This is a genomic window from Curtobacterium sp. MCBD17_013 (assembly GCF_003234565.1).
In the GTDB taxonomy this organism is placed as follows: Bacteria; Actinomycetota; Actinomycetes; order Actinomycetales; family Microbacteriaceae; genus Curtobacterium.
In genome coordinates this window covers 160,737-173,928 of sequence record NZ_QKTU01000001.1, presented here as the reverse complement: position 1 = coordinate 173,928, position 13,192 = coordinate 160,737, and the positions used below count along the sequence as shown (strand labels likewise).

13 protein-coding genes are annotated in these 13,192 nt (G+C 73.6%); 7 read left to right on the top strand and 6 right to left on the bottom strand.

The genetic code is table 11. From position 1 onward, the window contains the following. Positions 1–7 precede the first annotated feature (7 nt). The gene (locus tag DEI81_RS00760; protein WP_111008602.1) at positions 8–502 is read right to left on the bottom strand and encodes a VOC family protein; all 495 of its coding nucleotides are present in this window, start codon (positions 500–502) and stop codon (positions 8–10) included. 98 nt (positions 503–600) lie between these two features. Further along, positions 601–885, bottom strand: coding sequence for a GNAT family N-acetyltransferase (locus tag DEI81_RS00755; protein WP_111008601.1), 285 nt, complete (start codon positions 883–885; stop codon positions 601–603). A gap of 81 nt (positions 886–966) precedes the next feature. Between DEI81_RS00755 and DEI81_RS00750 the strand changes: the two genes are divergently transcribed. Beyond that, entirely contained in the window at positions 967–1,614 is a 648-nt protein-coding gene (locus DEI81_RS00750) for an NADPH-dependent F420 reductase (RefSeq protein WP_111008600.1), read from the top strand. 199 nt (positions 1,615–1,813) lie between these two features. On the opposite strand, the gene DEI81_RS00745 is transcribed toward DEI81_RS00750, so the two are convergent. Next, positions 1,814–2,386: a hypothetical protein gene (locus tag DEI81_RS00745; RefSeq protein WP_111008599.1), complete on the bottom strand. Its 573-nt coding sequence runs from the start codon at positions 2,384–2,386 to the stop codon at positions 1,814–1,816. A 61-nt stretch (positions 2,387–2,447) separates the two neighbouring features. Further along, positions 2,448–3,419, bottom strand: a complete 972-nt coding sequence (locus DEI81_RS00740) for an aldo/keto reductase (protein ID WP_111008598.1) — start codon at positions 3,417–3,419, stop codon at positions 2,448–2,450. A gap of 775 nt (positions 3,420–4,194) precedes the next feature. On the opposite strand from DEI81_RS00740, the gene DEI81_RS15905 reads away from it, so the two are divergent. Continuing rightward, on the top strand, positions 4,195–5,388 hold the full coding sequence (locus DEI81_RS15905) for a hypothetical protein (RefSeq protein ID WP_146243974.1): 1,194 nt from the start codon (positions 4,195–4,197) through the stop codon (positions 5,386–5,388). Between the two features lie 36 nt (positions 5,389–5,424). On the opposite strand, the gene DEI81_RS00730 is transcribed toward DEI81_RS15905, so the two are convergent. Beyond that, positions 5,425–6,282 (bottom strand): LysR family transcriptional regulator, encoded by an 858-nt coding sequence (locus DEI81_RS00730; RefSeq protein WP_111008596.1) that lies wholly within the window; start codon positions 6,280–6,282, stop codon positions 5,425–5,427. A 138-nt stretch (positions 6,283–6,420) separates the two neighbouring features. Between DEI81_RS00730 and DEI81_RS00725 the strand changes: the two genes are divergently transcribed. From DEI81_RS00725 to DEI81_RS00715, 3 genes are all read left to right on the top strand, one after another. Next, positions 6,421–7,752: an MFS transporter gene (locus tag DEI81_RS00725; protein WP_111008595.1), complete on the top strand. Its 1,332-nt coding sequence runs from the start codon at positions 6,421–6,423 to the stop codon at positions 7,750–7,752. A 141-nt stretch (positions 7,753–7,893) separates the two neighbouring features. Next, positions 7,894–8,274, top strand: a complete 381-nt coding sequence (locus DEI81_RS00720) for a helix-turn-helix domain-containing protein (protein WP_111008594.1) — start codon at positions 7,894–7,896, stop codon at positions 8,272–8,274. 56 nt (positions 8,275–8,330) lie between these two features. Then, positions 8,331–9,359, top strand: coding sequence for an NADPH:quinone reductase (locus tag DEI81_RS00715; RefSeq protein WP_111008593.1), 1,029 nt, complete (start codon positions 8,331–8,333; stop codon positions 9,357–9,359). Between the two features lie 12 nt (positions 9,360–9,371). On the opposite strand, the gene DEI81_RS00710 is transcribed toward DEI81_RS00715, so the two are convergent. Next, a complete protein-coding gene (locus tag DEI81_RS00710) occupies positions 9,372–9,962 on the bottom strand; it encodes a DoxX family protein (protein WP_111008592.1) in 591 nt (196 codons plus the stop codon). A gap of 130 nt (positions 9,963–10,092) precedes the next feature. Here DEI81_RS00710 and DEI81_RS00705 point away from each other — a divergent pair, with 130 nt between their 5' ends. Beyond that, positions 10,093–10,974, top strand: a complete 882-nt coding sequence (locus tag DEI81_RS00705) for a patatin-like phospholipase family protein (RefSeq protein WP_258368393.1) — start codon at positions 10,093–10,095, stop codon at positions 10,972–10,974. Between the two features lie 75 nt (positions 10,975–11,049). Beyond that, on the top strand, positions 11,050–13,179 hold the full coding sequence (locus tag DEI81_RS00700) for a prolyl oligopeptidase family serine peptidase (RefSeq protein WP_111008591.1): 2,130 nt from the start codon (positions 11,050–11,052) through the stop codon (positions 13,177–13,179). Positions 13,180–13,192: the final 13 nt, after the last annotated feature.

The window sequence follows — 13,192 nt, the reverse complement described above, 5'->3', positions numbered from 1 at the left end:
GCGAGGTTCAGCCCGCGGTCCCCGCGCCTCCGCGTCCGTCGGCGGCTGCTTCGAGCGCGGCGATGTCGAGCTTCACCATGTCCTGCATGGCGAGCATGGCGCGGGTCCGCCGTTCGGGAACGGGGTCCGCGAGGAGCTCGGCGAGTCGGACGGGCGTGACCTGCCACGCGACGCCCCACCGGTCCGTGCACCACCCGCACGCCACCTCATGGCCGCCGTCGCTCGTGAACGCGTCCCAGAGCCGGTCGACCTCGTCCTGCGTGTCGCAGTCGACCTGGAACGAGATCGCATCGGAGTGCGGGTGCCCCGGTCCGCCGTTCATCGCTCGCCATCGCTGCCCGAAGAGCGTGAACTCGACCACGAGCGCCTTGCCCGCGTCGGGCGTGCCGTCCGGCCATCGGCCGATGGAGTCGATGCGGGCGTCCGGGAACAGGCCCGTGTAGAAGGTGACGGCCTCCTCGGCCTGGTCGTCGAACCAGAGGAACGGGACGATTCGCTGCACGGGAGTGTCCTCTCCAGCGGTCACGACGTCGGACGACCGCCTCGGCGGGACACTACTGCCGAGGCGCCGGGATCACCAGGCGGTCCGCATCGTGGGGGTCATCGGGAGAGCAGGTCGGCCTTGTCCGGGTGGTCCTCGAACCACTGACCGACGAACCAGCACATCGGGACGATCCGGCGGGTGCTCGTGGCCTCGACGTCGGCGACGGCCTGCTCGACGAGCTCACCCGCGTAGCCGTGACCCCGATGCGCGGGCACCGTGTACGTGTGCGGGAACGCGATCGAGTCGCCGTTCACCCGATAGTCGAGCACGCTGACCAGGGCCCCGTCCACGTAGAGCGCGTAGCGGTCGCGGTCGGTCTCGTTGCGGAACTCGTGGGCCATCGTGCCATCCTGCCCGCCACCCCCGCGCGCTGCCCGGACGTGCGCTGACCATCGCGCGTCCGACCGGAGCACACTCGATCCATGACCACCATCGGATTCATCGGATCAGGGAACATCGGTTCGCAGCTCGCCCGGCTCGCCGTGCAGAACGGCTACGACGTCGTGATGAGCAACTCACGCGGCCCCGAGACCCTGTCGGACCTCGTCGACGAACTCGGACCGCACGCGACCGCCGGGACCCCGGAGGACGCAGCGACCAAGGGCGACGTCGTCGTCGTGACCACGCCGCTCGCCGCGATCGAGACCATCCCCGTCGAGCCCCTCGTCGGCAAGGTCGTGATCGACACGAACAACTACTACCCGCAGCGTGACGGGCAGATCGCGGCCCTCGACGAGGAGACGACCACGGTGTCGGAACTGCTCCAGGACCACCTGCCGCAGTCGCACGTCGTCAAGGCCTTCAACCACATCGCCGCGGCCGACCTGACCACCGCGGGGACCCCGCGCGGTACCGAGGGGCGCCGTGCCCTCGTCGTGGCCGGTGACGACGACGAGGCGAAGCAGGCCGTGGGCGACCTGATCGACGAGTTCGGGTTCGACGCCGTGGACATCGGACGTCTGAGCGAGGGCTGGCGCATCCAGCGCGACACCCCCGGGTACGTCAAGCCGTACGCCGCGATCGACCTCGAGCTGGCGGTCGCGGACGCGAAGCGTTACCGCGACATGTGAGTCCGGGCCGGCGGCCGCGGCCGCTGGCGGTCGCGGCCACTGGCGGCCGCGGCCACTGGCGGCCGCGGCCGCCAGCCCCCCCCGGCACACCCGCCGAGATCGCAGAAGATGCCGCTCTGACCTGGGTCGGAGCGGCATCTTCTGCGATCTCGGCGAAGGGGGGCGGGGCCGGCCGGGCGGCCGGGCCGGCCCGCCCGGGTCAGCGGCGGCGGAGCGCCTTGCGCACCACGCCCTTCGCGACGTTGTGGGGGCGCTGCATCTCGCCCTCCTTGGCACCGACCACGATGATCCAACCGCCGAAGATCGCCTGGAGCCACTGCAGGCGCTGGAGCTTCCGCTGCACGCGCGCGAGTTCGGGTGACGTGCCAGGCGCCGGCTCCGTGGCCCCGGCCGCCGGCTGCCCCTTGCGCGCGTCCGCCTCGACGAGCTTGCCGTAGCGGTTGCCGACGACGGCCGTCCACAGCGTCACACCCGCGCCGACCAGGGTCACGACGGCCTTGTAGGTGTTGATGCGGTGCATGCCGTGCTGGACCGCGCTCCGCGGCGCGTTGTGCGCGGTCACGTCGAGGTCGGCGAGCAGGTGCAGCACGACGGCGCCCGTCTGGATCGGTCCCCAGCGCCGCCACCCGATGGTGGTGAGACGGGTCCGTTCCTCCGGGTCCTTGGCGCGGGCCGCGGCACCGTTGAGCCCGATGGCACCCATGAGGGAGCCGCCGAACCACGCGGCCGCGGTCAGGTCGTGGATGGATCGTCCGGGGAGGTTGCCTGCCATGTCCCGGACGCTACGCGCGGACGGCGCAGGAACGCCCAGCCGCCGTACGTCGGCGCTCGGGTCAGACCCCCTCGAACACCAGCGTCATCTCGGCGAGGTCGTCCTCGGACGGGGTCCAGGCCGAACCGGCGTCAACGTTCTGGGCGATCTGCTCCGGCTTGGTCGCACCCGCGATGACGCTCGTGAGTCCGGGCTGGGCCAGCAGCCACGCGAACGTCGCCTGGAGCATGGTCACGCCCCTGGCCTCGCAGAAGCTCTGGTACTCCTCGATGACGTCCCACGGGGCGTCGTCGAGCAGCTGCGGCTTGATGTTCGTGATCCGGGCGTCCGCCGGGCCGCCGCCGCGTCGGGTGTACTTGCCGGTGAGCAGGCCGTTGGCGAGCGGGAAGTACGGCAGGAACCCGAGCGCGTAGGCCCGCACCGCCGGCAGGACCTCGGCCTCGGCACCACGAGCGAGCGGGCTGTACTCGTTCTGGGCCGACACGAACGACGTGGTGCCGGCGATGGAGGCGGTGAGCTCGGCCTCGGCGATCTGCCACCCGGCGAAGTTCGAGTGCCCGATGTAGCGGATCTTGCCCTCGCGCACGAGGTCGTCGAGCACGGACAGGGTCTCCTCGATCGGCGTGATCGGGTCGGGGACGTGCATCTGGTACAGGTCGATCCAGTCCGTGCCGAGTCGACGCAGCGACCCCTCGACGGCGAGCCGGACGTACCGACGCGAGCCACGGACACCCCAGTCGGGCCCGTTCGCACCGCGCATGTCGCTGCCGAACTTCGTCGCGAGCACGACCTCGTCGCGACGACCGGTGAGGGACCTGCCCATCATCGACTCGCTCCGGCCGGGCTCGCCGCCGTAGATGTCCGCGGTGTCGAACAGGGTGACTCCGGCGTCGAGCGCAGCGTGGACGACGGCGTCCGTGCCCTCCTGCGTCTCGGTGGCGGTGCCTGGTCTGCCGAAGTTGTTGCAGCCGAGCCCGACGGTCGAGACGACCAGGCCGGAGGGACCGAGAGGACGGTGTTCGATGTCTGCCATGCCGCAGACGCTACCGGCGTCACCCGCACTGGGGCGTCCGGGAACGGGCGCCGCGCACTAGAACAGTAGGACGGACCATCGAGAGGGAGCACGCGTGGGCCAGCACCGCATGCCGGGCGCGACGCCGGACCAGGCGTCGACGCCGGACGTGCCGACCCCTCCGCCAGTGACCGGGACGCGTGGCCTCCCCGCGTGGGTGACCGCACCACCGACGCCCGTGGCACCCGTCCCGGCTCCGCAGACCGCCGCGCCCGCCGAACCGGGCGTCACACGGCCCGTCGCCGCGGCTGATCGCCCCGCCGTGGCGACCGGACGCCCCGTGACGGAGGGTGCGACGACGCCCGTTCCCGCCGCACGCACGGTTCCTGCTGATCCGCTTCGTCGTCCGCGGACCGCGCGAGCCCCCCTGCCCCCCGCGCCGCTCTCCCCCACGGTCGACACCGGCGCGATCGAGGCGGCCCGCCGTCACGCGGCGTCCGGCACGGCGTCGCGGATCGCGGCGACCGTCCGTCCGGGCACCTCCGACCCGACCGCGCCGCCCGTACCCGACCTCGCGGCATCCCTCACCGCGACCGTTGCCGGGCACGGCTCCGCGACCGCATCGGATGCGGACGCTCACGTCACGTCCCCGCTCCCCACCGGCGAGCAGCACGCCGGTCCCACCGGCCGGACCGCATCGGGTCGCGGCCCGGGCCAGGTCCCGGTCCCGGATCCCGGGAGGCCCGGCGTCGGCGTCGCGGGTGCCGTCCGCCCCGCCACGTCCGGGTCGCCGATCGTGGCGACCCCGGGTGGGCCGCGCCCCGTCACGCCGCAGCCGACGGAGCGACGGACGACCGACGCCGCCGAAGGGCCGGTCGAACCCCGGCCGGGTCAGCCGCGGTTCTCGGTGCCCGGGCTCGAGTACCTCGTGGTCGGAGGCCCCGTCGACGAGGACCTGCCCCGACCCGTCGGGGCCCCCAGGCCCGTCCCGGGGACGCCGGTCGCACCGGCGTGGGCGACTCCGACGGGCGCTCCCGCACCGCAGGCCGCACCGATCCCGCCCGGGACGACGAGCCTCGTGACGCCCGACACCGTCGACCCCGCCGCTCCGGCGTCGCCGTTCCCGGCTCCGGCACCCCCGGCCCCGACCGCGCGGGACCGGCGTCGTGCCGCCGCTGCCGAGAAGCAGGCCGCGGCAGCGGAACGGGCAGCGCAGAAGCAGACCGCCGCCGCAGAGCGCGCCGCCCAGAAGCAGACCGCGACGGCAGAGCGCGCCGCCCAGAAGCAGACGGCCGCCGCACGCACCGCCCCGGAGCAGCCTGCTCCGGCCGTCGGTACCGCCGACCAGCCCGCGGCGACGGCCGCGCAGACGCCCGACCACCGGGGCAGCGAGGGCATCGACGAGCCCGTCGTGTTCGCTCGCTCCGCCGCCTCGGCCGTGTCCCTCGCCGGTCGACGTGGTCGGTCCGGTCGCCGCGGTGCCCGGACCGAGCGAGCGCACGGCCTCCACCGCGCAGCCCCCGTCGGGAGCCGAGAACCGCACGGATCCGACGCCGGCGTGCCCCGCCGGGCCGGGGCCCGGACCGACGCGGCACGGGCCTCCCGGACCGACGCGGCACGAGCCTCCCGGACCGACGGGCCGGACGGACGCCCGGCCGTCAGCCCCGGCACCGCCGCCGCGCTCGCGGTGGTCGCCGGCCTCGCGACGCTCGCGGTCGGTGCCTGGTTCCTGCTCGCCGCGGGTCAGGTGCACGTCGTGGCCCTCGTGCTCGGCGGCCTCGCGATCGGTCTGGCCGTGATGGTGCTGCGGGCACGGGCAGCTGCGTCGTGGACCCGTCTGCTCTCGCTCGTCGGACTCGTGTTCGGCATCGCTGGCAGCGCCGTGCTGCTCGTCGGCCTCGCGAGCGCGCTCGCGCCGACCCTCGGGCTGCACCTGCCGGACCTCGGCACGATGACCGGGACCGGCAGCGCGACGTCCGTCACCTGGTGACGCCGCGGATCCGACCGGACGACCGGATCGCGCGGGTCAGACCGCGCGGATCACGCCGCGGCTGAGGATCGCGTTCGTCAACGCGTCGACCGGCCCGCGACCGGCGGCCGGGTTCGCCATGAGGACGTAGTCGACGGCCGGGAGGTCCGGCAACACCAGCCGCTGGGACACCTTGACGAGGTCGGCCGGGATGAGGGAGTGCGGGAACACCGCCACCCCGATGCCCGCTCGGACCGCCGCGAGCACGCCGTTGACGTCGCGCGTGTTGCACGTGATCCGCCACGTGCGGCCGACGGCCTCGAGCGCGTCGATGGCCATCTGGCGACTGATGCTCGGCGCCTGGTAGGCGATGAGCGGCACGGGTTCGTTCGGCTCGAGCGCGATGCCGTCCTGGGCCATCCACACCATCTGGTCGCTCGCGACGCGCGTGCCCTCGGCGGGCTGCCCGGCGGTCTGCTTGATGAACACGAGGTCGAGCTGACCGGCCTTGAGCCGCCGGAGCAGCGGACCCGACTGGTTGACCGTGAGCTCGAGGTTGATGTGCGGGTGGAGCCGCCGGAAGTCGCGGAGGATGCGGGGCAGCTGGGTGATCGCGAGGTCGTCGGCCGCCCCGAAGCGCAGACGCCCGCGGTTCGCCTGGCCCGAGAAGTACGCGTCGGCCTGCCCGTGTGCGGCGAGGATCGTGCGCGCGAAACCGGCCATGGCGTCGCCGTTGTCCGTGAGCGCCACGCCTCGCGTGTCCCGGACGAGGAGGGTCCGGGACACCGCGGTCTCGAGCTTCCGGACGTGCTGGCTGACCGTGGGTTGGCTGATGCCGAGTCGGCCCGCGGCCTGCGTGAAGCTCAGGGTCTCCGCGACCGTCAAGAACGTGCGGAGCAGGATCGGATCGAGCAACAGTTCCCCCGGTGGTCGCGGCGGTGGTCATCACGGAACGCAATGGATTGATAGGGACGATAGCCCTCGGCAATGGGTCCCGGCGATTAGTTTCGAAGATGAACAGCATTCGCCACCGATCGCCGGAGCCCCAGAACCGTGAGCGCCCCCTCGTCCTCGTCCACCCTCTACCCGCCGACCGAGCCGCTCCCCGTCCTGGCGACCCGCCCGCCGTGGCGACACACCCTCATCGCCCTGTCGGTACCGAACTTCCGGCTCTTCACGGCGACGAACCTGGTCGCGATGACCGCCGGGTGGATGCAGCGCGTCGCGCAGGACTGGCTCGTGCTCCAGCTCACGCACTCCGTGGCGGACGTCGGGATCACCGTCGCGATGCAGTTCGCCCCGATGCTCCTGTTCGGCCTGTTCGGCGGCGTCATCGTGGACCGCTACTCGAAGCGCGCGCTGATGATGCTCACGCAGGCGTCGTTCGCGCTGCTCAGCGGCGTGCTGGCGGCGCTGACGCTCGCGGGGGTCGTGCAGGCCTGGCACATCTGGGTGATCGCGTTCGTCGTCGGGCTCGTCACCGTGATCGACAATCCGGCGCGGCAGGTGTTCGTCACCGAGATCGTCGGACAGGAGCACCTCCGGAACGCGATCAGCGTCAACTCGTCGGTGTTCCAGCTCGGCGGCATGATCGGCCCGGCGCTCTCCGGCATCCTGCTCGTCGCGGTCGGGGCCGGCTGGTCGTTCGGCATCAACGGCATCGCCTGCGCGGCGGTCGTGGTGACCCTCGGGTTCCTCCGCGTCTCCGAACTCCACCGGATGCCGGCCGTGCCGCCGTCGAAGGGGCAGCTGCAGGAGGGCCTCCGCTACGCCATCCGGAAGCCGACGATCATCGTGCCCGTGGTGCTCGTCGCGTTCTTCTCGGTGTTCGCGCTGACCATGCCGGTCCTCCTGTCCGCGTTCGCCTCGGACGTCTACCACGTCGGGGCCGGCGGCTACGGCGTGTTCAACTCGATGGTCGCGATCGGCGCGCTGACCGGCGCGCTCCTGTCGACGCGGCGTGCGGTGGTACGACTGCGGACCATCGTCGGCGGCGTCGGCATCACGGGGCTGCTCCTCGTCCTCGCCGGCGCCGCGCCGATGATCGCGCCGTTCGCGCTCATCCTCGTCGCGGTCGGGATGGCGCAGCTGCTGTTCCAGACGGCGTCGAACTCACTCGTCCAGATGTCGTCGAACATCGGGATCCGCGGCCGTGTGATGTCGCTGTACGTGCTCGTGCTGCTCGGCGGCCAGGCGATCGGCGGGCCGGTCATGGGGCAGATCGTCGACCGCTTCGGTGCGCACGTCGGCATGGTCGTCGCGGGTGGGGTGCCCGCGATCGCCGCCGCGGTCATCGCGGTCGTGCTCGCTCGACGGGGCGGCCTGCACCTGGAGGTCCGCCTGCGGCACCACCTGCCGCTCCCGGCCATCGTCGGCCAGCACTAGGGGGCCGACGGACGGGAGGGACGGGGCGGAGCCGCCCCGTCCCTCCCGTCCGTCGTGTACCCGTCTGGAACCGCACCATCAGGGCGTTACTCTCTTCGGGGAAGCGGGCACCTCGCGGGTGCACGGCGAGGAGCGGGGACGATGACCACGACGGACGCACCACGGCACGAGGCGTACAGCCCGTACGCGCGGGACTGCCCCACCCGGCAACTGCTCGACCGCATCGGTGACCGGTGGACCGTCCTCACGCTCGGGGCGCTCGTCGACGGGCCACGGCGGTACTCCGCGATCGCGGGGCGGGTCGACGGCGTGTCACAGAAGATGCTGACGCAGACGCTGCGGGCGCTCGAGCGGGACGGCCTCGTCACGCGCACGGTGTTCCCGGAGATCCCGCCGCACGTCGAGTACGCCCTGACCGATGCCGGGTGGTCGCTCCGGACCGTGCTCGCCGGGCTCGAGGACTGGGCGACCGGCCACATGGACGACGTCCTCGCGGCCCGCGCGGCGTACGACGAACGCTGACGGTCGACCCGGGGTCCACCGGAACACCGGGCGCGTCCGCGTGGTTGCCTGCCGGTATGCGATCGATCGTCTACACCCACACCGGTGACCCCTCCGTCCTCGAACTCGTCGAGCGGGACGTCCCCGAGCCCGGCCCGGGCGAGGTCCGCGTCCGGGTGGTCCGTTCCGGCGTGAACCCGACCGACTGGAAGTCGCGGCGCGGCGGCACGGACGGGTCTCGGTTGCCGTTCCCCGAGGTCACCCCCAACCAGGACGGCGCGGGCGTGGTCGACGCCCTCGGCGACGGTGTCGACGGCCTGGTGGTCGGTGACCGTGTCTGGACCTTCCTCTCCGCGCAGCAGCGTCCGACGGGCACCGCGCAGGAGTACACCGTCCTGCCACTGGAGCGTGTCGCGGCGTTGCCCGACGGCGTCGACTGGGACGTGGCCGCGTCGCTCGGGGTCCCCGCACTGACCGCGCACCGCGCGCTCACCGTGCACGAGGACGGGCCGACACGTCTCGGTCCCGGGGCGCTCGCGGGACGGACCGTGCTCGTCGCCGGTGGCGCGGGTGCCGTCGGGCACGCCGCCATCCAGCTCGCCGCCTGGTCCGGTGCCCGTGTCGTCTCGACGATCAGCAGCCCCGCGAAGGCAGCACTCGCGACCGCGGCCGGCGCCCACGCGACCGTCGACTACCACGACGACGACGCCGCGGACCAGGTCCGGGCGTTCGCGCCGGACGGCGTCGACGTCGTGGTGGAGGTGGCCATCCCGCAGAACGCCGACCTCGACGCGCAGGTGCTCGCCACCCGCGGTGTCATCGCGATGTACGCGAACAACGGGGGCGACGAGGCCACGCTGCAGGTCCGGCCGAACATGGCCCTGAACGCGCGGTACCAGTTCGTCCTGCTCTACACGATGGGCGAGGTGGCGCTCCGCGCGGCGGTCGAGGACGTCACCGCGGCCCTGCGCGACGGGGCACTGCCCGTCGGCGAGGAGCACGGCCTCCCGATCACGCGGTTCCCGCTCGAGCGGACGGCCGACGCGCACGACGCCGTCGAGCACGACGCGGTCGGCAAGGTGCTCGTCGACGTCCAGCCCGAGTGAGGCGGGGCGCGGTCAGCCCTCCTCGGGGTCCGAGGACCCCGCCGCCTCCGGCGTCTCGGCCGTGCTCTCCGCCGGAGGCTCGGTCTGGTCCGCCGCGAGCGCCCGCTTCCGGCGCGTGACCTGCACGGCGATCGCGACCGGGACGGCCGCCAGGGCCAGGCCGCGCATCCACGGGCGGTCGAACACGTGCCCGGTCGCGTGGTCGAGGGAGACCGCTCCCGGCCCACCGAGCGCGAACATCGACGCGGCGAATCCCAGGAACGCGGGGAACTCGAACCCGCCGTCGGCGTTGAAGAACCCGTTCGGCACGTGGATGCTCGCCGCCGTGCCCATGGTCGTCGCCGCGCCGGCACCGGCCACGGGGGTCCCGAGCCCCAGCACGAGCGCCGCTCCCGACCCCGCCTCACCGAGTCCCGCGAGCACGGCGTGCGGTTTCGCCGGCCGGAAGCCCATCGCGTGCATGCCCTGCGCGGTGCCCTCGATGCCACCACCGCCGAACGCCCCGAAGAGCTTCTGCGAACCGTGCGCGACGAGCACCGCCCCGAGGGCGACGCGGAGCAGGGTCGTTGCGGTGGTCGCCGCCGTGGTTCCCGGATGACGCATGGAGTTCCTCCCTGGTGTCGACGGGCCCGCACCACGCGGGCCGGTGTCGCCGAACGTACTCACGCTCTCCGGCACGCGCCCGCCGGTCGACGCTCCGGACTCCCCGAGGACGATGCGGTAGGCAAGAGGGGTGACCGACCTGCCGGACCTGACCGACCGCCCACAGCACACCGCGATCGTCCTGGGCGGAGGTGGCGTCGCCGGCATCGCGTGGGAGCTCGGGCTCCTGAGCGGGCTGCTCGAGGCCGGGATCCCGCTCGCCGACGCCGATCTCGTGGTCGGGACGAGCGCCGGCAGCGTCGTGGGCACCCTGCTCCGGACGGGTGGCGTCGCGGACGCCTACGGTCAGCAGGTCGATGACGTGCCGTGGGACTACGAGGAACCGGCCTCGCCCGACTGGGCCGCGATCGGCGCGCAGTTCGTGGCCGCGCTCCAGGGCGCCACGGGCGACCAGGACGCTCGCGCCCGCATCGGTCGCCTCGCGCGCACCGTGACGTCGGGACAGAGCCAGGAGGAACGCATCGCCTCGTTCCGCGCGACGTTCCCCGCCGACACGTGGCCGGACGCGCCCCTCGGCATCACCACCGTCGACGCGACCGACGGGTCGTTCCGGGTGCTCACCGCCGCCGACGGCGTCCCGTTGACCCGCGCCATCGCGGCGAGCTGCTCCGTGCCCCTCGTGTGGTCCCCGGTGACCGTCGACGGCCGCCCGTACGTCGACGGCGGCGCCCGCTCGGGGACGAACGCGGACGCCGCGGTGGGGTACGAGCGCGTGCTCGTCATCGCCTGCCGCGCGGAGGACCCGAGCCCGACCGGTCCGTGGCTCGACCGCGCGGTGGCCGGTCTGCGGCACGACGGTTCGGCCGTCGAGGTGGTCGTCGCGGACGCCACGAGCCAGGCCGCCTACGGCACGAACGTCCTGGCGCTGTCGACCCGGGCCCCCGCCGCGCACGCCGGTCGGGCGCAGGCGGCCGCCGTGGCCGCGCGCGTCCGCGACTTCTGGGTCGGCTGAGCGATCGGTCCGCTGGCGCTCGGTCCGATCGGCCGACTCCGAGGCCGTGTCGCCGCCCTCCGATAGCGTGGGTGGATGCCGAACGACGACGCCACACCGTTCTCCGACCTCGACGCCTTCGTGGCGCTCCCCCGTGTCGACGGCATCGCGCTGTCGCCGGACGGCACGCGCGTGGCGCTCACGGTGAGCACGCTCGACCACGACCGGACCGGGTACACCCGCTCGATCTGGTCCGTGCCGACGTCGGGCGAGGGCGTGCCGGTGCGGCTCACCCGCTCGGCGAAGGGCGAGAGCGGCGTCGCGTTCACCCGGAACGGCGACGTCCTGTTCGTCTCCGCCCGTCCGGACGCCGACGCCGCGAAGGACACCGAGGCCGGTCAGGTGTGGCTCCTGCCCGCCGCCGGCGGCGAGGCCCGGGCGGTCACGCGACTCGCCGGTGGTGCGGGCATCGCGGCGACCGCGCGGGAGGCCGACACCGTGGTCATCAGCGCGGGGCTGCTCCCGGGTGCGAACGACGCCGAGGGGCGCCTGCTCGAACGCGACGCCGAACTCCGCGCGGCCCGGAAGGAGCACGCCGTCGCGGCGATCCTGCACGAGACCCACCCGGTCCGCTTCTGGGACCACGACCTCGGACCCGACGAGCCGCACCTGTTGGCGCTCGACCTCGGCGACCTGCACGAGACCCTCGACGCTCCCGTCGCACCGGGCACCGCAGCCCCGGACGAGGTCGCGGTGGCCGACGCACCGGTCGCCGTCACCGCCGAGTACCCCGCGGACCTCCCGCGCCCGCGCGACCTCACGCCGTTCCCCGGGCGCTCCGCCGACACGGCCGGGCAGGCGCTGACACCGGACGGCCGCACGCTCGTGGCGGCCCTCACGGTGCACGAGCAGCGCGGTGTCCGGGCCGTGCTCGTCGCGATCGACACCGAGACCGGCGAGCGCACCACGCTGTTCGACGAGCCGGACGTGTTCCACGAGATGCCGGCCGTCAGCCACGACGGCACGACGATCGCTTGGGTGCGCGCCCCGCGGGACACCCCGGCCGGGCCCGCCGACCGTGAGATCTGGGTGGCCGACCTCGACGGCGGCCACGCCCGACGCATCGCGACGGAGTGGGACCGCTGGGCGAACGAGTTCGTGTTCGACGCCGACGACCGCGCCCTCATCGCCACCGCGGACCAGGACGGCCGCGCGCCGGTGTTCCGGATCCCGCTCGACGGGAGCGCCGTCGAACAGCGCACCACGGACGAGCACGCGTACACCGGGGTGGCGGTCGACCGGGCGACCGGCGTCGTCGTCGCGCTCCGGTCCTCCTGGGCGGCGCCGCTGCACCCGGTCCGGATCGACCCCGACGGCACCGTGACCGCCCTGCCGACCCCCGCGCCGCTGCCCGCGGTGCCGGGCCGCGTCGAGGAGGTCGAGACGACGACCGCGGACGGCACGCGCGTGCGCGGCTGGCTCGTCCTGCCGCCGGGCGCGTCGGCCGACGCGCCCGCGCCGTTCCTGCTGTGGATCCACGGTGGACCGCTCAGCAGCTGGAACGCCTGGAGCTGGCGGTGGAGTGCCATGGTCGCCGCGGCGCGGGGCTACGCGGTCCTGCTGCCGGACCCGGCGCTGTCCACGGGGTACGGCCTCGAGTTCATCGCGCGCGGCTGGAACGCCTGGGGGCAGGCGCCCTACACCGACCTCCTCGCCATCACCGACGCCGTCGTGGCGCGGCCCGACGTCGACGAGACCCGCACCGCGGCCATGGGTGGCTCCTTCGGCGGCTACATGGCGAACTGGGTCGCCGGGCACACCGACCGCTTCGACGCGATCGTCACGCACGCGAGCCTCTGGGCGCTCGACCAGTTCGCCGGCACCACCGACGCGTCGTACTACTGGCAGTCCATCTTCACGGCCGAGGGCATGGCCGAGAACGACCCGCACCGGTCCGTGGAAGCGATCACGACACCGATGCTCGTGATCCACGGCGACAAGGACTACCGCGTGCCGATCGGCGAGGGGCTGCGGCTCTGGTCGGAGCTGGCCGAGCACCACGCCGACCCCGACGGCACCATGCCGCACCGGTTCCTGTACTTCCCGAACGAGAACCACTGGATCCTCACGCCGCAGCACGCGAAGGTCTGGTACGAGACGGTGTTCGCGTTCCTCGCCCAGCACGTGCTCGGCGAGGCCTGGGAGCGGCCGGAACTGCTCGGATGAGGACGCCGGGCGG

What these genes read in the sequence shown, in the direction of transcription:
- DEI81_RS00715 (WP_111008593.1), top strand. Translation starts at nt 8,331, where the DNA reads ATGCGATCGATCGTCTACACCCACACCGGTGACCCCTCCGTCCTCGAA.
- DEI81_RS00740 (WP_111008598.1), bottom strand. Translation starts at nt 3,419, where the DNA reads ATGGCAGACATCGAACACCGTCCTCTCGGTCCCTCCGGCCTGGTCGTC.
- DEI81_RS00755 (WP_111008601.1), bottom strand. Translation starts at nt 885, where the DNA reads ATGGCCCACGAGTTCCGCAACGAGACCGACCGCGACCGCTACGCGCTC.
- DEI81_RS00720 (WP_111008594.1), top strand. Translation starts at nt 7,894, where the DNA reads ATGACCACGACGGACGCACCACGGCACGAGGCGTACAGCCCGTACGCG.
- DEI81_RS00745 (WP_111008599.1), bottom strand. Translation starts at nt 2,386, where the DNA reads ATGGCAGGCAACCTCCCCGGACGATCCATCCACGACCTGACCGCGGCC.
- DEI81_RS00750 (WP_111008600.1), top strand. Translation starts at nt 967, where the DNA reads ATGACCACCATCGGATTCATCGGATCAGGGAACATCGGTTCGCAGCTC.
- DEI81_RS00710 (WP_111008592.1), bottom strand. Translation starts at nt 9,962, where the DNA reads ATGCGTCATCCGGGAACCACGGCGGCGACCACCGCAACGACCCTGCTC.
- DEI81_RS00700 (WP_111008591.1), top strand. Translation starts at nt 11,050, where the DNA reads ATGCCGAACGACGACGCCACACCGTTCTCCGACCTCGACGCCTTCGTG.